The sequence below is a fragment of the Polaromonas sp. P1_F1 genome, assembly GCF_056405795.1.
Genome location: NZ_JBFUBJ010000007.1, coordinates 67,033 through 85,456, shown reverse-complemented (window position 1 = coordinate 85,456; position 18,424 = coordinate 67,033). Strand labels below are relative to the sequence as shown.

At 64.0% G+C, this 18,424-nt stretch carries 24 protein-coding genes; 10 read left to right on the top strand and 14 right to left on the bottom strand.

Annotated features, from left to right (window positions below; all coding sequences use genetic code 11):
- The first annotated feature begins 44 nt into the window (after positions 1-44).
- The 4 genes from AC1DZE_RS18235 to glcF all read left to right on the top strand — a co-directional run bounded on the left by AC1DZE_RS18235 (position 45) and on the right by glcF (position 4,203).
- Entirely contained in the window at positions 45-971 is a 927-nt protein-coding gene (locus tag AC1DZE_RS18235) for an SMP-30/gluconolactonase/LRE family protein (RefSeq protein ID WP_477672972.1), read from the top strand.
- Positions 972-1,052: 81 nt separating this feature from the next.
- The gene (gene glcE, locus AC1DZE_RS18230) at positions 1,053-2,171 is read left to right on the top strand and encodes a glycolate oxidase subunit GlcE (RefSeq protein WP_477672973.1); all 1,119 of its coding nucleotides are present in this window, start codon (positions 1,053-1,055) and stop codon (positions 2,169-2,171) included.
- Positions 2,172-2,174: 3 nt separating this feature from the next.
- Complete coding sequence (locus AC1DZE_RS18225) at positions 2,175-2,951, top strand: YoaK family protein (protein WP_477670293.1); 777 nt, start codon at positions 2,175-2,177, stop codon at positions 2,949-2,951.
- Between the two features lie 4 nt (positions 2,952-2,955).
- Positions 2,956-4,203 (top strand): glycolate oxidase subunit GlcF, encoded by a 1,248-nt coding sequence (gene glcF / locus AC1DZE_RS18220; RefSeq protein WP_477700395.1) that lies wholly within the window; start codon positions 2,956-2,958, stop codon positions 4,201-4,203.
- 30 nt (positions 4,204-4,233) lie between these two features.
- Here glcF and AC1DZE_RS18215 read toward each other — a convergent pair whose 3' ends face one another.
- Positions 4,234-4,563, bottom strand: a complete 330-nt coding sequence (locus tag AC1DZE_RS18215; RefSeq protein ID WP_477670291.1) for a hypothetical protein — start codon at positions 4,561-4,563, stop codon at positions 4,234-4,236.
- Between the two features lie 99 nt (positions 4,564-4,662).
- Here AC1DZE_RS18215 and AC1DZE_RS18210 point away from each other — a divergent pair, with 99 nt between their 5' ends.
- Positions 4,663-5,037, top strand: coding sequence for a VOC family protein (locus AC1DZE_RS18210; RefSeq protein ID WP_477674301.1), 375 nt, complete (start codon positions 4,663-4,665; stop codon positions 5,035-5,037).
- A 5-nt stretch (positions 5,038-5,042) separates the two neighbouring features.
- Complete coding sequence (locus tag AC1DZE_RS18205; protein WP_477674304.1) at positions 5,043-5,549, top strand: EVE domain-containing protein; 507 nt, start codon at positions 5,043-5,045, stop codon at positions 5,547-5,549.
- 7 nt (positions 5,550-5,556) lie between these two features.
- Here the strand turns inward: AC1DZE_RS18205 and AC1DZE_RS18200 are convergent, their stop codons facing one another.
- The 6 genes from AC1DZE_RS18200 to AC1DZE_RS18175 all read right to left on the bottom strand — a co-directional run bounded on the left by AC1DZE_RS18200 (position 5,557) and on the right by AC1DZE_RS18175 (position 8,903).
- Positions 5,557-6,087, bottom strand: a complete 531-nt coding sequence (locus tag AC1DZE_RS18200) for an N-acetyltransferase family protein (protein WP_477674302.1) — start codon at positions 6,085-6,087, stop codon at positions 5,557-5,559.
- A 3-nt stretch (positions 6,088-6,090) separates the two neighbouring features.
- A complete protein-coding gene (locus AC1DZE_RS18195) occupies positions 6,091-6,675 on the bottom strand; it encodes a helix-turn-helix domain-containing protein (protein ID WP_477700394.1) in 585 nt (194 codons plus the stop codon).
- A 50-nt stretch (positions 6,676-6,725) separates the two neighbouring features.
- On the bottom strand, positions 6,726-7,076 hold the full coding sequence (locus tag AC1DZE_RS18190; RefSeq protein WP_477670286.1) for a hypothetical protein: 351 nt from the start codon (positions 7,074-7,076) through the stop codon (positions 6,726-6,728).
- 7 nt (positions 7,077-7,083) lie between these two features.
- Positions 7,084-7,662 carry a GNAT family N-acetyltransferase gene (locus AC1DZE_RS18185; RefSeq protein ID WP_477674105.1) on the bottom strand — a complete coding sequence of 193 codons (579 nt, stop codon included), beginning with the start codon at positions 7,660-7,662 and terminating at the stop codon, positions 7,084-7,086.
- Between the two features lie 61 nt (positions 7,663-7,723).
- Positions 7,724-8,416: a penicillin-insensitive murein endopeptidase gene (locus AC1DZE_RS18180; protein WP_477670284.1), complete on the bottom strand. Its 693-nt coding sequence runs from the start codon at positions 8,414-8,416 to the stop codon at positions 7,724-7,726.
- A gap of 10 nt (positions 8,417-8,426) precedes the next feature.
- Positions 8,427-8,903 (bottom strand): hypothetical protein, encoded by a 477-nt coding sequence (locus AC1DZE_RS18175; protein ID WP_477674104.1) that lies wholly within the window; start codon positions 8,901-8,903, stop codon positions 8,427-8,429.
- Positions 8,904-8,958: 55 nt separating this feature from the next.
- Between AC1DZE_RS18175 and AC1DZE_RS18170 the strand changes: the two genes are divergently transcribed.
- Positions 8,959-9,651, top strand: a complete 693-nt coding sequence (locus AC1DZE_RS18170; protein ID WP_477670282.1) for a helix-turn-helix transcriptional regulator — start codon at positions 8,959-8,961, stop codon at positions 9,649-9,651.
- 17 nt (positions 9,652-9,668) lie between these two features.
- On the opposite strand, the gene AC1DZE_RS18165 is transcribed toward AC1DZE_RS18170, so the two are convergent.
- The 3 genes from AC1DZE_RS18165 to lplT all read right to left on the bottom strand — a co-directional run bounded on the left by AC1DZE_RS18165 (position 9,669) and on the right by lplT (position 12,514).
- Positions 9,669-10,163: a glutathione peroxidase gene (locus tag AC1DZE_RS18165; RefSeq protein WP_477670281.1), complete on the bottom strand. Its 495-nt coding sequence runs from the start codon at positions 10,161-10,163 to the stop codon at positions 9,669-9,671.
- A 135-nt stretch (positions 10,164-10,298) separates the two neighbouring features.
- Entirely contained in the window at positions 10,299-11,234 is a 936-nt protein-coding gene (locus AC1DZE_RS18160) for a DMT family transporter (RefSeq protein ID WP_477700393.1), read from the bottom strand.
- Positions 11,234-12,514 carry a lysophospholipid transporter LplT gene (gene lplT / locus AC1DZE_RS18155; protein ID WP_477651481.1) on the bottom strand — a complete coding sequence of 427 codons (1,281 nt, stop codon included), beginning with the start codon at positions 12,512-12,514 and terminating at the stop codon, positions 11,234-11,236. The genes AC1DZE_RS18160 and lplT overlap by 1 nt, the downstream gene beginning before the upstream one ends.
- Before the next feature lie 189 nt (positions 12,515-12,703).
- Here lplT and alr point away from each other — a divergent pair, with 189 nt between their 5' ends.
- The 3 genes from alr to AC1DZE_RS18140 are packed head-to-tail and all read left to right on the top strand — an operon-like array spanning position 12,704 to position 14,817.
- On the top strand, positions 12,704-13,798 hold the full coding sequence (gene alr, locus AC1DZE_RS18150; protein WP_477700392.1) for an alanine racemase: 1,095 nt from the start codon (positions 12,704-12,706) through the stop codon (positions 13,796-13,798).
- A 39-nt stretch (positions 13,799-13,837) separates the two neighbouring features.
- Positions 13,838-14,299: an RDD family protein gene (locus AC1DZE_RS18145; protein WP_477674485.1), complete on the top strand. Its 462-nt coding sequence runs from the start codon at positions 13,838-13,840 to the stop codon at positions 14,297-14,299.
- A gap of 50 nt (positions 14,300-14,349) precedes the next feature.
- The gene (locus AC1DZE_RS18140; RefSeq protein ID WP_477674486.1) at positions 14,350-14,817 is read left to right on the top strand and encodes an N-acetyltransferase family protein; all 468 of its coding nucleotides are present in this window, start codon (positions 14,350-14,352) and stop codon (positions 14,815-14,817) included.
- Between the two features lie 18 nt (positions 14,818-14,835).
- Here the strand turns inward: AC1DZE_RS18140 and AC1DZE_RS18135 are convergent, their stop codons facing one another.
- From AC1DZE_RS18135 to AC1DZE_RS18120, 4 genes are all read right to left on the bottom strand, one after another.
- Positions 14,836-15,729, bottom strand: coding sequence for an NAD(P)-dependent oxidoreductase (locus AC1DZE_RS18135; protein ID WP_477700391.1), 894 nt, complete (start codon positions 15,727-15,729; stop codon positions 14,836-14,838).
- A 47-nt stretch (positions 15,730-15,776) separates the two neighbouring features.
- Positions 15,777-16,751 carry a 2-dehydropantoate 2-reductase gene (locus AC1DZE_RS18130; protein WP_477670275.1) on the bottom strand — a complete coding sequence of 325 codons (975 nt, stop codon included), beginning with the start codon at positions 16,749-16,751 and terminating at the stop codon, positions 15,777-15,779.
- A 138-nt stretch (positions 16,752-16,889) separates the two neighbouring features.
- The gene (locus tag AC1DZE_RS18125; protein ID WP_477671992.1) at positions 16,890-17,876 is read right to left on the bottom strand and encodes a Bug family tripartite tricarboxylate transporter substrate binding protein; all 987 of its coding nucleotides are present in this window, start codon (positions 17,874-17,876) and stop codon (positions 16,890-16,892) included.
- Positions 17,877-17,966: 90 nt separating this feature from the next.
- The gene (locus AC1DZE_RS18120) at positions 17,967-18,374 is read right to left on the bottom strand and encodes a 5-carboxymethyl-2-hydroxymuconate isomerase (RefSeq protein ID WP_477670273.1); all 408 of its coding nucleotides are present in this window, start codon (positions 18,372-18,374) and stop codon (positions 17,967-17,969) included.
- Positions 18,375-18,424 lie beyond the last annotated feature (50 nt).

Here is an 18,424-nt window from a genome sequence, read left to right as displayed (position 1 = left end):
ACCTTGGGTCCCTGTCCACTTTTCAGCCTTTCAAGGAACGCCGCATGACATGGCAAACCGTTGTTGCACAACCCAGTGAACTGGGTGAATCGCCGTTCTGGCATCCCGACGAGCAAATGCTGTATTGGGTTGACATTCCAGGCCGGCAGATTCACCGTTGCAACGTCTTTATGGGGACGGTGCAAAGCTGGGCCATGCCGTCGGAGCCCGGCAGCATTGCGCCGGCCCGTACACAGGGGCAAGGCAGTGGCCTGGTGATCGCATTGCGCGACGGCATTTACCGCGCCCGCGAGTGGGGCGCCGAGCTCCAGCAGCTCATGCGGGCCGGCCATGACACCAACACAACGCGGTTCAACGACGGCAAGGCCGACCCCCGCGGCCGCTTCTGGGCCGGCACGATGTACGAACCACGGGACAAGTCCGTGGCCGAGCTTTTTTCCATCGACTGCCGCAACAGCCTCGTGCCCGTGGTGGAGCGTAAGGCAGGCGGCGCCATCATTGCCAATGGCCTGGCCTGGTCGCCGGACGCCGCAACCGTGTACTGGACGGATACCCCCACGCACACCACACACGCCTGGGATTGGGATGCCGACAGCAACACCATGGGAAACCGCCGTGTTTTCCACCAATGGCCGGGCAAGCCTGCCGGCTGGCAGTTCGGCATGCCTGGCTATGGCGGGCGGCCTGACGGCGCCGCGGTGGATATCCAGGGCAACTACTGGGTGGCCATGTTTGAAGGTGCGCGCCTTCTCAAGCTGTCGCCGGCCGGAGAACTGCTGGCTGAAATTCCCGTGCCGGCGCAATGCCCGACCATGCCGTGTTTTGGCGGCGACGACCTGCAAACGCTTTACATCACCACGGCAAGCTACAACCGGCCGGCCGCCGAGCTGCAGGCCTATCCCGAGTCTGGCTGTGTGTTTTCGATGCGGGTGGATGTGCCCGGCTTGCCGGTGAATTTTTTCGAGGATTGAGCTTCGCCTCTGAAAAAACCGAACAGGCGGCATGCAAAAAGATCAACTCCCCAGGCGCGATACCCACGTACCATCCCAGCCATGCCTTCAGACACTGACGTGATGGACTCCCTGACCGGGCGGATACGCGCTGCCGCTGCCACTGGCACGCCGCTGCGTATTCGCGGCGGCGGCACCAAGGACTTTTACGGCCAATCCCTGGAAGGCGACATCCTCGACATGACGCCATACGCGGGTGTCATCAGCTACGAACCGAGTGAACTGGTCGTGACTGCGCGCGCCGGCACGCCGCTGGCCGAACTCGAGGCCTTGCTGGCGGCCCAGGGCCAGTGCCTGCCCTTCGAGCCGCCCCGTTTTGACGGTTCAGGGGCAAAAGCCACCGTGGGCGGCATGGTTGCCAGCGGCCTGAGCGGGCCAGCACGCGCCAGCGTGGGCGCGGTGCGTGATTACATGTTGGGCCTCAAGCTCATCAACGGGCGTGGCGAACTGCTCACGTTCGGCGGGCAGGTCATGAAAAATGTGGCGGGTTATGACGTCTCCCGGCTCATGGTGGGTGCCCTGGGTACCTTGGGCGTGCTCACTGAAGTGAGCCTCAAGGTGCTGCCGGTAGCGCCTGCCGAGGCCACCCTGCGCTTTGAATGCAGCCAGGCGCAGGCGCTTGACTGGCTGAATGCCTGGGGCGGCCGGCCCTTGCCGCTCAATGCGAGCTGCTGGTCTGAAGAGGCCGGCATCGGTACGCTCTGTCTGCGATTGCGCGGCGCGGTTGCCGCGGTCGAAGCCGCCTGCAAGGTGCTGGGCGGCGAGAAACAAGGCAGCGCCGAAGCTGCCGGCTATTGGCAGGACTGTCGCAACCAGCAGCACCCGTGGTTCCGGGCACGCCAGGTCGACCAGGACTTGTGGCGGCTGTCCTTGCCGCAAACGGCCCATGTTCCGGATTTGCCCGACTCGCCGCTGGTGGAATGGCATGGCGCCCAGCGATGGGTACGGGCAGGCGCGGGGCAAGCACAGGCATTGCGTGCGGCCGCTGCACAGGCTGGCGGACATGCTACTCTTTTTATAGCTGCCGGCGCAATACCAGCAGGTGCTACAGCCCGATTTGATGCATTAAAGCCGCCATTGGACCGGATCCACCGGGACCTCAAGCGCGAGTTCGATCCCGCCGGAATCCTTAACCGCGGCCGCATGGCGGCGGGCTGGTAATTCATGCGCCGCCTGCGCCATCTCACCGGGCAGCACCGCACGCCCACCATCAACCGCCTGCTCGGCGGCGTGCTTGCGTTCAATGCCGGGGCTGTCAACGCCGGGGGCTTCCTGCTGGTCAGCATGTACACCTCGCACATGACGGGGTTTGTCTCGATCGTGGCCGACAACCTCATCCTTGGGAACCTGACACTGGTGCTGGGTGCGGTGGGCGCCTTGCTGGCCTTCACCCTGGGTGCGGCAGTGACGGCCGTGCTGGTCAATTGGGCGCGCCACCGGCACCTTCGCAGTGAGTTCGCCCTGCCGCTGTTGCTCGAGTCCGTTCTTTTGCTGGTCTTCGGCCTGCTTGGCGCAACGCTGAACCGGCAGACGCCGTTCGCCGTGCCCCTGACCGTGCTGGTGCTGGCCTTCACCATGGGCCTGCAAAACGCGCTGGTCAGCAAAATCTCGTCCTCCCAGATCCGCACCACGCACATGACCGGCGTCATCACCGACCTTGGCATCGAGCTCGGCAAGATGTTTTACTGGAACCGTACCGCCAGCTCCATCGAGTCCCGTGTGCGTGCCAACCGCATCAAGGTACGGCTCTTGGGCACCTTGCTGGCCATGTTCATTGCCGGCGGCCTGGTCGGTGCGGCCGGCTTCAAATACGTCGGTTTCATCTGGGTCGTGCCCCTGGCCCTCATGCTGTTGACCTTGTCCTTGCCGCCGCTGTATGCGGATTTCCAGCGCGCTGCCCGGCGCAAGGCCCTCGCTCTGGCCCTGAAAGAAGGGTCCTGACGCCATGCAAACCCACCTCGCCCCTGAATTCAAAAACACCGCTGACGGCCTGGAGGCTGAAGCCATCCTGCGCAAATGTGTGCATTGCGGTTTTTGCACGGCCACCTGCCCCACCTACCAATTACTGGGCGACGAGCTTGACGGCCCGCGCGGCCGTATCTACCTCATCAAGCAAGTGCTGGAGGGTGAAGCGCCCACACGCAAGACCCAGCTGCACCTGGACCGGTGCCTCACCTGCCGCAACTGCGAAAGCACCTGCCCCAGCGGGGTGGAATACGGGCACCTGGTGGATATCGGCCGCAAGCTGGTTGACGAGCGCGTGCCGCGCCCGGCCGGTGAGCGTGCCGTGCGCTGGGCTCTCAAGGAAGGCCTTCCGTCGCCGCTTTTTGCGCCCGCCATGAAAGCCGGACAAGCCGTCCGCGGCCTCTTGCCCGCATCGCTCAAAAACAAGGTACCGGCCAGGCAGGCCGCCGGCCCATGGCCCGCGCGCCAGCACGCCCGCAAGATGCTCATGCTCGAAGGCTGCGCGCAGCCCGCCATGATGCCCAACATCAATGCCGCCACGGTGCGCGTGCTCGACGCCGCCGGCATACAAACGGTGGTGGCGCAAAAAGCCGGATGCTGCGGCGCCGTCAAATTCCACCTGAACGACCAGGAGGGCGGCAAGGAAGAAATGCGGCGCAACATCGACGCCTGGTGGCCGCATGTGGAAGCTGGCGAGGGCGCGGGTGTTGAGGCGATTGTCATGAATGCTTCGGGCTGCGGGGTCACCGTCAAGGAATACGGCCACATCCTCAGGGACGATCCCGCCTACGCGGCCAAAGCCGTACGCATCAGCGAACTCACGCGCGACCTCAGCGAGCTCATGCCGGAGCTGGTCGGTGAGCTGCAGGGCAAGGTCACGGCACGAACCGGCACGCTGGCGTTTCATCCGCCCTGCACGCTGCAGCACGGCCAGCAGCTGCGCGGCGGGGTCGAGACGCTGATGGGCACATTGGGTTTTGACGTAAAGCTGGCCGCTTGCGAAGCGCACCTCTGCTGCGGTTCGGCAGGCACCTACTCCGTGCTGCAGCCCGACATCGCGTATCAACTGCGCGACCGCAAGCTCGGCAACCTGCAAGCCGCTGCACCCGAAGCCATCATCTCGGCCAACATCGGCTGCATCACCCACCTGCAAAGCGGCACGGCAACGCCGGTGCGGCACTGGGTGGAGGTGCTGGACGCAGCACTAACTCCCACGCAGGCTTCCTGAGTCCCCGATTTTCGGTTTGGGCTGTGCCGTTCAGCCGTAGACAGCCAGGCCCAACAACTGACGGGCACCCTCAATCAGCAACGCGCCGACGCAACCGGTGAGCCCACCCCAAAAAAGCCACCACTCCTTGCGCCCCGAAAAACCGAAAGCGGCAATCACACACGAAAGTGAGATGAAAAACAGGGCTGCAAAGAATGAGTCTGGTGGAAGCAGCGCTAATATGCCGCCCGAGCGCCCGGGGCGGTAGACGTAACGCCCGGAAATCAGTATCCATACCCCGACCGCTGCAAAACTCAACGGTAACAAGGGGCCAAGGTAGCGTGAAACAAACGAGGGCTTCTTAGCAGGTTGATCTGGCATAGCGAGCCATTATCGCGATCGAAAAGGGAAGGCTACTGACATCACGCTGTCAGTAGCAGGTCAGCACCATCAAGGCTTCTTCAACACAAGGAGCCTCCCATGAAAAACGCCATCACCTGGTTTGAAATTCCCAGCACCCAACTCGACAAAGCCCAGGCCTTTTACGAAGCGGTCCTCGAGTGCAAGATGCGCCGCGAGCCCATGGGCCCGTCCGAAGGCGCGGTGTTTCCCTATGAAGCGGAGGAGGGCGTGGGTGGTGCGATCCTGGCCGGCCCCACAGCGCCTGCTCCGGCGTCCGGCGGCACCTTGATTTATCTCGATGCCTCGCCTTCGCTGGATGCCGCACTGGCGCGCGCCGTCAAGGCCGGCGGCAAGGTCGCCTTGCCGCGCCAGGCGCTGCCGCCCGGTCTGGGTTTTTTTGCGCACATCACCGACCTGGACGGCAACCGCGTCGGCCTGCACGCCGCGGCTTGAGCGTGATGGGCCGCAAGAACTGGATTGCCGTTGCGAGCGCCGAGCATGCGCGGCGCGGCTGCGGGACGCCGGGGGCTGGCTACATGCAGGTGTGCCACGGCAAATGTGGGCCGCTGAAAAAGGTGCTGGCGGGGGACCGCGTGGCCTATTACTCGCCCGCGCTGACCATGGGCGGCAAAGACAAATTCCAGCGCTTTGTCTCTATAGGCGTGGTGCAGGCCGGTGAGCCCTATGCCTTCGACATGGGTGGCGGCTTTGTGCCCTTTCGCCGCGACGTGGCTTACGTGGCCGGGCGGGAGGTGTCCATACTGCCCTGGCTGGACGAGTTCGAGTTTGTGGAAAACCGCCAGCACTGGGGCTACAAGTTTCGCTTCGGCCTGTTCGAGGTCAGCGAGCACGACATGCGCCTGGTCGCGCGGGCCGTGCATGCGGACCTTGTGGCGCTGGGCTTTGAGGCGGCTGGTACCGCCGCTGCGCCTCCGCGCCCCATGGCGCTATTTCCGGAGCTGTAGGTAACGACTAGGCCAGCTCGCGGTAAAACACCGTCGTGCCCACCAGCCCGCCGCGCGGCAGCAGCGCATAGCCGGGAATCACGCCCACGCGCTTCCAGCCCAGGCGCTGGTACAGGCGTTCGCCGTTATCGCCGGTCACGGTGTCCAGCACTAGCAACGTCTTGCCGCAGTCGCGCGCCATGTTTTCTGCGGCGCACATCAAGGCCTCACCCAGGCCCTGGCGCCGGCAGCGGCGGTGCACCAGCATCTTGGCCAGGTCGGCGCGGTGCGGTTGGTTCTCGGGCTGGGCCAGCACCAGCTGCACCGTGCCGCAGATACCCCGCGCATCCTCGGCGACCAGCAACGCGCGTTCGCCCGCGGCCACGCCCCGCGCCACACCGCACCAGAAACCCGCCGCACGTTCGCGCGACAGCGGGTGCATAAAACTCACCGAAGCGTCGCCTTCGACGCAGTCGATCAGCACATCGGTGAGTCCGGCAATTTGCTCGTCAGTGACGGCGGGCAGGCGCCGCAGCGACCAGGTTATCGTGTTCGTCATGGTTCAAGCCCGTTCGGTGGCGATCACCACCGCATAGCGCGCGGGCTTTCGCGTGGGGTTGTGGAACATGGTGGGCCGGTCCAGCTGCATGGCCAGGCAGTCGCCCTCGCGCAGCGCGTGGCGCGCGTCGCCCAGCGTGATGTCGATGGCGCCTTCGAGCACCCACACCTGCTGGTGCACACGCACATCGCGCGCGCCGGTTTCAAAGGCCACGCGCCCGCCCGGCGGGAAATGCACTTCGACGATCTGCATGGGCTGCGGGACGCCCGGCGGCGAGATGTTGCGCCGCAGGTAGCCCGAAGCCGGGTCCTGCCACTGCAGTTGCTCCGCGTGGCGCGCCACCGGGCTGGCGGGCGCCCGGGCGGCGGGTGCGTCGAACAGTGAGGCCAGCATCACGCCCAGGCCGGTGGCCAGCCGCTCCAGCACCACGGCGGTGGGGCTGCTTTCTCCGCGCTCTATCAGCGAAATCATGGAGCGGCTCACGCCGCTTTTAGCGGCCAGTGCGTCAAGCGACAGGCTTTTGGTGGCTCGCAGCTCACGCACGCGCTCGGCGATGCGCTGGTTCAGGTCGGAGGAAGATTCTGTCATGGTGGAATTTATTTTCCACTATATTGGAGATTGTGTCCAGCGCCTGATCGTTAGGCAGACATGGGCGGCTGGCCGGGCTGAAAACACATGGGCTGCTCGTCGAATGCCAGCCAGCCTGACTGGTCGCACAGACTTTGCACCAGGGCCGAATAGTCGGCCCGCAGCGAGCAGCGCATGCTCAAGGTGTCCTCCGAGGCCGGCAACTGAAATTCGATCCAGCCTTCGTCGGCCTGCATGCGGCCGGTCTGCTCATCATCATCCCAGGCGATAGCGGGAAGCATGCGCGAGAGCGCGGCCCGCACCGCGACAGCATCGTCCAGCGGGCGCACTGTGCTGTCGTTGAGTTCATCCGGGGTCAGCGGCAACCTTGCGGGTTCGAAGAAAAGGTAGCTATAGGCCATACAGGACTTAGACAGGCTTGAGCCGCACGACAGGCCGCTGCGGCTTGCGGCGCGCGACTTCCTTGAAGCCGGCATCGTCATACATGGACTTGGCGCCGAACCACATAGCGTCGTCATGGGAGCGGCCGGGCTTGTCCACGGGATAGGCCTCGAGCAGCGTGGCGCCCTGCTTTTTGGCGTAGGCGATGGCCCCATCCAGCAGTGCCCGCGCGACACCTTGGCCGCGATATTCAGATGGCACGACAAAACAGATGACCGACCAGACGGGTTTGTCATCGACCGGCTTCATCACCGGCGAACGTTTGAGCTTGGCATAGTCTTCGCGCGGCCCCAGCGACACCCAGCCGACAGGCACCTTGCCGCGGTAGCCGATCAGGCCGGGCGGGGTGTCGCCGCGAGTGAGTTTTTTCAGGTCGGCGCGATTGGCCTGGGGGGCGGTGGTGCCCGCGGGCAGTGGCTCGCGTGCGCCGCTGCGCCGGTAATACATGCACCAGCAGCCACGCGCGACCGAACAGCCTTTGGCTAAAAACAGCGCTACAAGATCGGGCCAGCGCTCGGGCGTGAGGGGGCGGACGGTGAGCTTCATGGGGCTGTAAGGTCGATCCGATGTTGGCACTATAGCCAAGGCATTACGCCGGCCGCAAGCATTAGCCCGTGTTGGCTTTGCACTGGATGGCGAAATCCACGTGGTAATGCTCGTCATGGCGAACCCAGGGCTTGCCTTTCGTGAAGTTCAGGTTTTGCTTCAGGTAAGCGCCGCGCGGCGTGGCGAACAGCCGGGGCAAAAACGGCGCATCAAGAATGACCAGGGCAATGCCGGCGCCGCGCGCTTTCGCGGCCAGGTCCAGTTGGTACAGATGCTCGGCGATCGCGGGGAAGTCGATGGTGTATTCGCCGTACTGGGCGTCGGCATTGAACTCAATGTCGTAGCTGAAGCGATTGCCGATCCCCGCCGGCAGCGGTACGGATTTTCCCTGCGCGTCGCGGACCGGCACAAAGAAGTCCACGGACAGGCCGTTCTGATGCGTACGGTGCGGCCGGAAACGCCCGCCAGAAGGCCAGCCCGTTTCGCCATAGACATAGGTGGTCGATGGGCTGGTGGCGTGGAGCGCCGCGTAGGACGCGGTGATGACGTCCGCGACCTTGGCATGCACATGCGTGCGGCCTGCCGTGGCGGCCATCGCGCTGTAAGCCGAGAAGTTGGGGCCGCTGGTCGGCAGCTTGACGCTGCCTTCGATGCGGCCCTTGCTGACCGTGCCGAAGCATTGGCTGTCGGCGGCAAGGGCTTGGACGGACAGGGTCGCCAGCATTGCGGCGATCAGGCAAGCGAGCTTATGCATGGAAGATCAGTTACCAGGCCCCGCGACCATACGAAACAGCAAGCGCGCCAAGAGTAAGTGAGCCGGCCACAAGGCCTCCCAGCGCCAGCCACTCAGCGGTGTTGAAATCCTTGAACGGAGGATCGAATGGGTTCAGGGCCTGCCACCACTTCTTCCCGAGCCGCCTGCGATTCAGATAGAGCAGTAAATTTCCGCCGCCGACCCAGAGCACCGCTATTAACGAGAGCAGGATCAATTGACCGGGTGGCATGCTTGCCAGGACATCCTTAGCCGTCGGGATCGTGGATGGCGGTGCTGAGGCTTCCGGTATGAGACCGGCAGCCTTGGCCAGGAGGAAGGTCAACAGCATAGGCGCCACAAAGAGCGCCATGTTCTTCCAATAGACCGACTGCGTCTGGGCTCGCACCATGCGGAACCATGCGACGGGCGCGATCACCAGGGTTGCCACGATTGCGACGCAAGCGAGAATTTGAAGAAGCAGTTGCATGGTGATCACGGTTTGCACTATAGCCGGGTGGGCGTTCCCCTATCATCTGCAAACCATGCGCCGCGCCGACCGCCTTTTCCATCTCGTCCAGCTGATTCGCGGCCGCCGCCTGAGCACGGCGGAGTTCCTCGCCAAGCGGCTCGAAGTTTCCGAGCGCACGATTTACCGCGATGTGGCCGACCTGCAGCACCAGGGTGTGCCCATCGAAGGCGAGGCCGGCGTCGGTTACCGGCTGGGCGCGGGGTTTGATTTGCCGCCCTTGATGTTCACGCAAAAGGAAGCCAATGCGCTGGCCGCGTCAGTGCGCCTGGCGCAGGCCTGGCTGGACCCGGCTATGGCGGGTGATGCGGAGGCCGCCTGGGGCAAGATTTTTTCGGTGCTGCCGCCCGCGGCGCGCACAGCGGCCGAAGGCGTGCCGCTGTATGCGGTGGTGATCAATCCGGATGAGGCCATGCAGCGTAGCCTGCAGCTTTTGCGCGAAGCGGTGCATGCGCGTTGCAAGGTGGATGTGCGCTACCTTGATGCGGCCGGGCGTGAAAGCCGGCGCGTGCTCTGGCCGCTGGGCTGTTTTTACTGGGGCAGCGTCTGGACGCTGGGCGCCTGGTGCGAAGCACGGCAGGACTTCCGCAACTTTCGCGTGGACCGCATGGCCGCGATCAACGTGCTGGACGAGCGCATGGGCCATGAGGCCGGCCGTACGCTGGCGGATTATTTGCGGGCCGTCAAAGCCGGCCCCAAACCCCCTTGACGTGGGGCGCTGGCGGCTCAGGCCGCTAGCGCAGCCTCGATGTCCTTGGCCAGGTCTGCTGGCTTGTCGCTGGGCGCATAACGCCGTATGACTTTCCCGTCCTTGCCGACCAGGAACTTGGTGAAGTTCCATTTGATGGACTTGATGCCCAGCAGGCCGGGCGCCTCGGCCGACAGCCACTGGTACAGCGGGTGGGCGGCGGGGCCGTTGACGTCGATCTTGGACATCATGGGGAAACTCACGCCGTAGTTGACCTGGCAGAACTCGGCGATCTGGTCGTCACTACCGGGGTCTTGCGAGAGAAACTGGTTGCTGGGAAAACCCAGGACCGCCAGGCCTTTGCCGGCATATTGTTTGTACAGCTCTTCCAGCCCGGCGAACTGCGGCGTGAAGCCGCATTTGCTGGCGGTATTGACGATGAGCATGACCTTGCCCCTGAAAGCATCGAGTGCGACGTCTTTGCCTGTGATGTCTTTGGCCTGGAAGTCGTAAACCGTTTTTGCTGCGCTCATGGTTGTCTCCTGTGTGAACTGCCATTGAAACATGATGCAATTTTCCGCCGGGCCGCCCCAAGGGAAATTAGCCCCCCTCTTCTTGTGCAAGGGGCAGCGCATTACGCGCTAGCGAAAAGCGTGGGGGCTCTTATTTCAGTGCGATTCTGCACCGCCGGGCGCGGTTTGGGGTGTCGCCGATGGTGCGATGGCCGCCAGCACCGCGGCCAGCACGATCAGGCTGCCGCCCAGCAGCACACGCGGCGTAAGTTCGGCCGCGCCCAGCGCGGCCGACGACAGGCTGGCAAACAGGATTTCAGTCAGCATCACGATGGCGGTTGTGCCTGCAGCCAGCCGCGCCGCGCCATACTGCAGACCCGCATTGCTGGCCATGAAGGCCAGGCTGAGCGCCAACACTACCGGAATGCCCGCTGCAGCCAGTGCCGGCGCAGGCACCAGCAGCTGCGACATGCCGAGCAGCGCGGCGCCGGCCGCCATCAGGCCGCTGCCCCCAAACATGGCCAGCATGCGTGATTCGCTGGGGGTGTGGTTGTACTTGCGCAGCACGGCGTTGGTCACGGCAAAACTGAAGCCGCCCATGATGGCCAGCCAGTCGGCGCCGCCTTGGGGGATGGGCCACGGCGAGTCGGGCGACTTGAGCACGATCAGCACGCCCATCATGGCCAGCAAGAGGCGCAGCAGCGAGGCGGCCGAGGGCTTTTCGCCCAGCATGACCCAGGCCACCAGCACCGACCAGGCCGGCATCAGATAAAACAGCAGCACCACACGCACCACGTCACCCACTGTCACCGCCCAGTTGAATCCGACATTGGTGAGGCCCGAAGCCGCCGCCAGGAACCACAGCTGGGGATGCGCAACAAAACCACGCCAGGCGGTGGGGCGCAGCGTAAGCAAACCGGTCACCACGACCGCGTAAACCAGCGCCGTGGTCCACAGCGGGTGCAGGCCATGGCCTTGCAGCTGGCGCAGCGGCCACCACGAAACGCCCCAGACGAACGCATTCAGCGTGAGCGCGAGAACGGCTTTTGACGTGCCGCCGCGTACGGGAGCACCGGGAGCATCGGCCAGCATCAGTGCGATTTATCGCTGCGGGCGATGCTCAGCAGGTGGTCCACCTGCTCTTTGTATTTGACGGTGTTGCGCTTGTGCCAGCGCTGGATCACCCACATGAAGCCTGCCACCACTACGCCAAAGGCTGTGATGGCGCCGAAGGCCGACAGGCCCATGCCGGTGGAGAGGCTGTAGAAAGCCCCCAGGCTCAAAATGCAGGCCTGTTCGTTGAAGTTCTGCACGGCGATCGAGCGGCCCGCGCCCATGAGGTTGTGGCCGCGGTGCTGCAGCAGCGCGTTCATGGGCACGACCAGGAAGCCGCCCAGGCCACCCAGCAGGATCAGGAAAGGCGCGGCCACCCAGACATTGCCGATGAAGTTCATCAAGATGACCAGAAGGCCCATGGCAATACCCAGCGGCATCACGCTGGTGGCCTGGTCCAGCCGCATGCGCATGGAGGCCAGCACGGCACCGACGGCGGTGCCGATGGCCACCACACCGACCAGGGACGAGGCCTGCGTCGTGCTGTAGCCCAGGGCGGCCGCGCTCCAGGCCAGCACGATGTAGCGCAAATTACCCGACACGCCCCAAAACAGGGTGGTGGTCGCCAGGGAAATCTGACCCAGCTTGTCGCGCCACAAGGCTGAGTTGCAGTTCCAGAAATCGGGCAGTAGCTCGAGCTTGTTGCGCGGCATGGGCCGCATCTCCACGCCGGTGTCGGGGATGCGTGTGTTGAACCAGGCCGCGATGATGTAGAGCAGGATCAGCACGGAGATCGCGGCTTCAGGGGCGGTGTCGATGCCGGTAGTGAAAATGGGAAAGTCAAACGAAAGCAATAGCGACGACACTGAATGGCCCACGAGCTGGCCCCCCAGCAAAACGCCGAGGATGATGGAGGAAATTGTCAAGCCTTCAATCCAGCCGTTGGCCTTGACCAGCTGCGAAGCCGGCAGGAGTTCGGTGAGGATGCCGTATTTTGCGGGGGAGTAAGCCGCCGCCCCGAGCCCGACGATGGCATAGGCCAGCAGCGGATGGGAGCCAAACAGCATCATCAGGCAGCCGATGACCTTGATGGCATTGCTGACAAACATGACGTTGCCTTTGGGGCGGGCATCGGCAAAAGCCCCCACAAAAGGCGCTAACACCACGTAAAAGAGCGCAAACATGGGTACCAGCGCCGCCGGTTGCCATTTGGGCGCGCCGCTGGTTTTCAGCAGCTCCACGGCGGCCACAAACAGCGCGTTATCAGCCAGCGAGCTGAAAAACTGGGCCGCCATGATGGTGTAGAAACCGCGCTTCATTAAACTGTTGTGGTCACTGCATCAATGCATCAGCGGATCTGATGCGGCAAGATAAGGGTGAATGTCTCCAGACGATTCCGGTTTATAGCATGGGGGGCGGTGTCAGAATGCAAAAGACCTCATCCAGAGGCCTTTCGTCCCGACGGGCCCGCCAGCCTGCCACGCTCCCGGAAAACAATTTACTGCGCCATGCCACGTCCCATTCTTGCCACCATTCACACCGCAGCGCTTGCCCACAACCTTGCCCGCGCGCGCGCTGCCGCGCCCGATGCGCGGGTCTGGGCCGTCGTCAAGGCCAATGCCTATGGTCACGGCATCGAACGTGTTTTTGATGCGCTGCGCAGCGCCGACGGATTTGCGTTGCTGGACCTGGCTGAAGCGCAGCGCCTGCGCGCGCTTGATTGGCGCGGCCCCATCCTGCTGCTGGAGGGCTGCTTCGAGGCGCGGGATCTCGAGTTGTGCTCCCGCCTGGGCCTGTGGCATACCATTCACTGCAACGAGCAGATCGACATGCTGGCTGCCCACAAGACGCAGCTGCCGCACCGTGTCTTCCTCAAGATGAATTCGGGCATGAACCGGCTGGGCTTTGCACCCGAACGCTACCGTGCGGCGTGGACGCGCCTGAATGCATTGCCCCAGGTCGAAGAGATTACGCTGATGACGCATTTTTCCGATGCAGACGGCCCGAAAGGTATCGCCGCGGCGCTGAAGGCCTTCGACGCCGTCACGCACGACCTGCCGGGTGAGCGCACCCTCAGCAACAGCGCCGCCACCTTGCGGCACGGCGATGTGCTGGCCGGGCGCTCCGACTGGGTGCGGCCCGGTATCCTGGTTTACGGCAGCGCGCCCGACTTTCCCGAGCACGGCGCGGCCGACTGGGATTTGCAGCCCACCATCACGCTGTCATCGAAAATCATCGGCATCCAGGAGCTCAAAGCCGGCGATACCGTGGGTTACGGCTCCTGTTTCACGGCCGACGGCCCGTTGCGCATCGGCGTGGTGGCCTGCGGTTACGCAGACGGCTACCCGCGCCACTGCAGCACAGGTACGCCGATGCTGGTGAATGGCGTGCGCACCCGCATGGTGGGGCGCGTCAGCATGGACATGATCACGGTGGACCTGACTCCCGTGCCCGGCGCGGGCATCGGCACCGAGGTGACGCTGTGGGGCCGCGCCTCCAGCGGCGCGGTGCTGCCGATCGACGAAGTGGCGCACGCCGGCGGCACCGTCGGTTATGAGCTCATGTGCGCGGTGACACAGCGTGTGCCGGCGGTGGCGGACTGAATCCGCTGTGACTGCAAACTTGTTCAGCAAAAAAGAACCATGGAAACATCAGAACTTGAATATGCCGGCTTCTGGATACGCGTCTGGGCATCGCTGATTGATACCGTGTTGTTCTGCGTGCTGATCTTCCCGCTGCTGACGGTCATCTACGGCACCGCTTACTGGAACAGTACAAAGCTGGTTCAGGGGCCGGCGGATTTCCTGATCTCATGGGTTATTCCGGCTGTGGTGGTCGTGGGCTTCTGGATCGTTCGGCAGGCGACACCCGGGAAAATGGCGATTGCTGCCCGCATCGTGGACGCCAGGACCGGCCTCAAGGCCACGGCAGGCCAGTTCGTCATCCGCTACGTCGGTTATGTGCTGTCCACCATTCCCTTTTGCCTGGGTTTTTTCTGGGTGGCTTTCGACGCCCGCAAGCAGGGCTGGCACGACAAGCTCGCCGGCACGGTTGTCGTGCGCAACAAGGCCGGCACTACCCAGCCTGTCGCGTTCAACGGCTGATACCCGCTCTCTCCGGCATCAACCCTGCCTGCCATCATCAAGAGGTGCCCATGCCAGTGGCTTCATCCATCACCGTTCGTCCCATAGCGCCGCAGGATTTCGAGGCCTGGTTGCCCCTTTGGCTGGGCTACAACAAGTTCTACGGCCGATCCGGTCAGACGGCGCTGGCTGACGACATCACCGCAATGACCTGGTCGCGCTTTTTTGATGCGTATGAGCCTGTCCACGCTCTGGTGGCGGAGTCTGGCGGCGAACTCGTGGGCCTCACGCATTACCTGTATCACCGTAGCACCACCCGCATTGCGCCGGTCTGTTATTTGCAGGATCTGTTCACGGCTGAAGCCGTGCGCGGCCGGGGCGTTGGCAAGGCGCTGATTGAAGCCGTGTACGAGAAAGCCCAGGCCGCCGGTTCTACCCGCGTTTATTGGCAAACCCACAAAACCAACAACACGGCCATGAGGCTGTATGACCAGGTGGCGGAAAACTCCGGCTTCGTGGTGTACGCCAAGGCGCTTTAGGCGCCGTCGAACCGCGGCTCACTGCGGCGTGATTTTCGCGCCTGTGAGTTTTTCCTGTGCCGTCACAAGGGCGGTGACAAATTTCTTGCCCTGGCCCAGCGCGCTGGCGGTGGCCAGGCTTTGGTGCACGGCCTCGCCCACGAGAGAAGGAACATTCACCATCTCGGCCAGGTGGGTGTAGTAGCGCAGGTCCTTGCGCGCGTTGTCCAGCTCAAACTTCAGGCCGTTGAAGTCGCCGTTCAGCGTCTTGGCCATGGCCTGGAAGAGGCCCGAGTTCACCGCGCCGGCCGAAATCACTTCCACCAGCTTTTGCGGCTGAATGCCCGCCAGTGCGCCCACGGCAAAGGCCTCGGCGGTAGCCGTGCAAATTGCCTGGCCGATGAAGTTGTTGAGCAGTTTGATCACATGCCCGGCGCTGGGGCCGCCTACGTGAAAGATGTTTTCGCAATAGGCGGCCAGTACCGGCCGGATTTTGTCGAACACGGCCTGCTCTGCGCCCACCATGGTGTTGAGCTTGCCGAGCTCGGCTTCCACCGGCGTGCGCGCCAGTGGTGCATCCACCAGCGTCGCACCGCGCTCGGCGCATAGGGCGGCCAGGCGGCGTGTGGATTCGGGTTCGCTGGTGGAGGTGTCGATCACGATCAACCCGGCGCGCGCCTTTGACAGTACGCCATTGGCCCCGAGCAGGGTCTCTTCGACCTGCGGCGATCCCGTCACGCAAATAATCACCGCGTCGCACGCGCCCAATTCGGCGGGGCTGGCGGCCTGCTTCGCACCGGCGGCCAGTAGGTCGGCCACGCGTTCCGTATTGCGGTGCACGGTCAGGCTGACGTTGAATCCCTTGGCCTGCAGGTTGCGTGCAATGCCGTGTCCCATGAGGCCCGATGCGCCGATAACGCCGATGTGTTTCATGCTGTCTCCTGAAAAGTGGTTGAGAAAAAAGCCAGAAAATCTTTGGGTCAATAAAGACCCTTGACGCGTGCCTGCAACCGGGCCAGCCCGAGTAAGGCGTCGGTATAAGGTGTGGGCACGGCCGTCAGTTGCCCCAGCTCGCGCACGGCCGTCACCAGTGCGTCCAACTCGACCGGTTTGCCGGCTTCCACGTCCTGCAGCATGGATGTCCTGAATGCGCCCAGCTTGCGTGTGATGACATGTCGCTCCGCAGGGGTCTGGTTGATCGGGATGCCGATGCGCGCCCCGATTTCCTTGGCTTCGAGCATCACGCTGTGGGTGAAACCCGTCACCAGTTCATCGTCCAGGACGCGGTCCATGGTCGCGCCGGTTAGCGCGCTGATCGGGTTGGCGGTCATGTTGCCCCAGAGCTTGAACCAGATGTCTTTCTGGATCTGCCCGGACACCGGCGCTTCAAAGCCGGCTTTTTCAAGCAAGGCCGCAAGTTGCTGCACCCGGGAGGTTTTCTCGCCGGAGGGCTCACCGATGATGAGCTTGTTGCCGAAGTGGTGGTGCACCTGGCCGGGCTCATCCAGCGAGCAGCTGGCATGCACCACGCAGCCGACGATGTGCTTTGCCGGAATGGCCTGCGCCACCTCGCCGCCGGGGTCCACTGAGGTCAACTGGGTGCCTTCAAGCGTCCCGCCGAACCCCTGCAAAAACCACCAGGGCACGCCATTCATGGCGGTCAGGACCATCGTTTCAGGGCCAATCAGCGGCGCGATCCGGCGCACCACCTCGGGCAGCGAAGGCGCTTTGACGGCCAGCACCACCAGGTCCTGCACGCCGAGGTCGGTTGGCGAGGCGCTGGAAGCCACGGCTTGCGACGTGATCTTGCCGCCCTGGTTCAGCCGCAGCCCGTGCAGCTGCAGGGCATCGAGCGTAGCGCCGCGCGCTATCACGCTGACGCGGCAACCTGCGTGAGCCAGCCCGTGGCCTATCCAGCCGCCAATGGCACCGGCGCCATAAATACATACCTTCATTGTTTCATGTCTCCATTTCCAAATTCCAAAAGCGGAAGGCCAGCAGGGGCCGCGGAACCGGCTTTGCCGGGCCGCAGGCGCAGCGCCCCCTCGGGGGGCAGCGCAGTACGCGAAGCGACAAGCGTGGGGGCTCTACTTCTAACCTTCAGGTGTAAAACCCACCGCCTTGACCAGCGGGCCCCATAACTCGGTGTCGGCCTTGAGCATGGCGGCCAGCTGTGCGGGCGAGGTCGGCGCTGCTTCCAGATAAGACACGGCCAGGCCGTCAATCACGTCCTGTGAGGCCAGCGCGGAGCGGATGCCGGCATTCAGGCGCTGCACCACATCCTGCGGCGCTTTGGCGGGCAGGAAGAAGCCGAACCATTCGGTGAACGCCATGTCCTTGAAGCCTTGCTCCAGCAGCGTCGGCGTGTTGGGGGTGAAACGACTACGTTTGGGGCCGCTGGTCGACAGCAGGCGGCACTTGCCCGATGCGACATGCTGGGTGAACTCGCCGGTAGGGCCCGACACGGCGGCAATCTGCCCGCCCACCATGTCCAGCACGGCTGGCTGGGTGCCGCGAAAAGCCACGTGGCGCAAGTCCACGTTGCCGGCCCGGCCCAGCAGCGCGCCGATGAAGTGCGGCGATGAGCCGGCGGCCGGTGAGCCGAAGTTGGCCTGGCCTGGGTTGGCCTTGCACCAGGCAAGAAAGTCCGGCACGTTTTTGACGCTGGCCGGCACCAAGGGGCCGACGGCGAAGCCGTAGTCGAAGATCGCGCCGGCAGATACCGGGGTCAGGTCGGCGACCGGGTCGTACGGCAGTTTCTTGTAGGTGTGCGGGTAGATGCCCAGCATGGACATGGGCGTCAGCAAAACGGTAGCGCCGTCGGGCGCGGCGGATTTGACGAACTGCACGGCGATTTGCCCGCCCGCGCCGGTCTTGTTTTCCACCACGGCGCTTTTGGCATATCCGGGGTGCAGCTTGTCGGCGACGCGGCGCGACACGATATCGGCGGTGCCGCCGGGCGCGAAGCCGACGATGACCTTGGTGCTTTCAAGGGCCTGGGCCCAGGCGCGCTGGCCGATGCCTGTGAGCAGTGCTGCAGCACTGGATGACTGGATGAGCTGGCGGCGCGAAATGTTCATGGTGTGTCCTCGTGAATCGGTGGGGGCTGCCGTGGCGCCGTGGCGGGCACGAAAAAGCCATTGTTGTGCAAGATGCGATTTTGTGCAGGATCAGGCGGCATCCAGATGCGCGGCGAGGTTGTTGCGCTTGCCTTCATACAAGGGCATGCCCTCGTCGATTTGCAATGTCATGCCCACAGCGTGCTGCGCGAACACTGCATCCAGGTGTGCACTGGCGCTGGCCAGCAGGGCGTCGCCGGCCCGCTTTTTCATGGCTTCGCTGCGGCCGGGGGTGATCAGGAGGTTCAGGTAGATAAAAGCGCGGTCGGGCCGCCCGTCCGCCACCGCAAAGTGTTGTGCCGGCCAGGCCATGACCCGCGTACCGGCCACCGGGAAAAGCGGCGCCACCCCGTCTTCTCCACGCAGGGCCACCAGTGTGGCGGCCAGCGTGTGGCACAAGGCGTTCATGTCGGTGAGGCTATCCAGGTTGGCGGTGTATTGAATGTTCAGGTGAGGCATGACGGAGTCTGGTGGGCTTGGCGGGTTGCACGGATGAACAGGACCCGCCA

Excerpts from the sequence above, each read along its gene's own strand:
- AC1DZE_RS18235 (WP_477672972.1), top strand. The coding sequence starts at position 45 with ATGACATGGCAAACCGTTGTTGCACAACCCAGTGAACTGGGTGAATCG.
- glcE (WP_477672973.1), top strand. The coding sequence starts at position 1,053 with ATGCCTTCAGACACTGACGTGATGGACTCCCTGACCGGGCGGATACGC.
- AC1DZE_RS18225 (WP_477670293.1), top strand. The coding sequence starts at position 2,175 with ATGCGCCGCCTGCGCCATCTCACCGGGCAGCACCGCACGCCCACCATC.
- glcF (WP_477700395.1), top strand. The coding sequence starts at position 2,956 with ATGCAAACCCACCTCGCCCCTGAATTCAAAAACACCGCTGACGGCCTG.
- AC1DZE_RS18215 (WP_477670291.1), bottom strand. The coding sequence starts at position 4,563 with ATGCCAGATCAACCTGCTAAGAAGCCCTCGTTTGTTTCACGCTACCTT.
- AC1DZE_RS18210 (WP_477674301.1), top strand. The coding sequence starts at position 4,663 with ATGAAAAACGCCATCACCTGGTTTGAAATTCCCAGCACCCAACTCGAC.
- AC1DZE_RS18205 (WP_477674304.1), top strand. The coding sequence starts at position 5,043 with ATGGGCCGCAAGAACTGGATTGCCGTTGCGAGCGCCGAGCATGCGCGG.
- AC1DZE_RS18200 (WP_477674302.1), bottom strand. The coding sequence starts at position 6,087 with ATGACGAACACGATAACCTGGTCGCTGCGGCGCCTGCCCGCCGTCACT.
- AC1DZE_RS18195 (WP_477700394.1), bottom strand. The coding sequence starts at position 6,675 with ATGACAGAATCTTCCTCCGACCTGAACCAGCGCATCGCCGAGCGCGTG.
- AC1DZE_RS18190 (WP_477670286.1), bottom strand. The coding sequence starts at position 7,076 with ATGGCCTATAGCTACCTTTTCTTCGAACCCGCAAGGTTGCCGCTGACC.
- AC1DZE_RS18185 (WP_477674105.1), bottom strand. The coding sequence starts at position 7,662 with ATGAAGCTCACCGTCCGCCCCCTCACGCCCGAGCGCTGGCCCGATCTT.
- AC1DZE_RS18180 (WP_477670284.1), bottom strand. The coding sequence starts at position 8,416 with ATGCATAAGCTCGCTTGCCTGATCGCCGCAATGCTGGCGACCCTGTCC.
- AC1DZE_RS18175 (WP_477674104.1), bottom strand. The coding sequence starts at position 8,903 with ATGCAACTGCTTCTTCAAATTCTCGCTTGCGTCGCAATCGTGGCAACC.
- AC1DZE_RS18170 (WP_477670282.1), top strand. The coding sequence starts at position 8,959 with ATGCGCCGCGCCGACCGCCTTTTCCATCTCGTCCAGCTGATTCGCGGC.
- AC1DZE_RS18165 (WP_477670281.1), bottom strand. The coding sequence starts at position 10,163 with ATGAGCGCAGCAAAAACGGTTTACGACTTCCAGGCCAAAGACATCACA.
- AC1DZE_RS18160 (WP_477700393.1), bottom strand. The coding sequence starts at position 11,234 with ATGCTGGCCGATGCTCCCGGTGCTCCCGTACGCGGCGGCACGTCAAAA.
- lplT (WP_477651481.1), bottom strand. The coding sequence starts at position 12,514 with ATGAAGCGCGGTTTCTACACCATCATGGCGGCCCAGTTTTTCAGCTCG.
- alr (WP_477700392.1), top strand. The coding sequence starts at position 12,704 with ATGCCACGTCCCATTCTTGCCACCATTCACACCGCAGCGCTTGCCCAC.
- AC1DZE_RS18145 (WP_477674485.1), top strand. The coding sequence starts at position 13,838 with ATGGAAACATCAGAACTTGAATATGCCGGCTTCTGGATACGCGTCTGG.
- AC1DZE_RS18140 (WP_477674486.1), top strand. The coding sequence starts at position 14,350 with ATGCCAGTGGCTTCATCCATCACCGTTCGTCCCATAGCGCCGCAGGAT.
- AC1DZE_RS18135 (WP_477700391.1), bottom strand. The coding sequence starts at position 15,729 with ATGAAACACATCGGCGTTATCGGCGCATCGGGCCTCATGGGACACGGC.
- AC1DZE_RS18130 (WP_477670275.1), bottom strand. The coding sequence starts at position 16,751 with ATGAAGGTATGTATTTATGGCGCCGGTGCCATTGGCGGCTGGATAGGC.
- AC1DZE_RS18125 (WP_477671992.1), bottom strand. The coding sequence starts at position 17,876 with ATGAACATTTCGCGCCGCCAGCTCATCCAGTCATCCAGTGCTGCAGCA.
- AC1DZE_RS18120 (WP_477670273.1), bottom strand. The coding sequence starts at position 18,374 with ATGCCTCACCTGAACATTCAATACACCGCCAACCTGGATAGCCTCACC.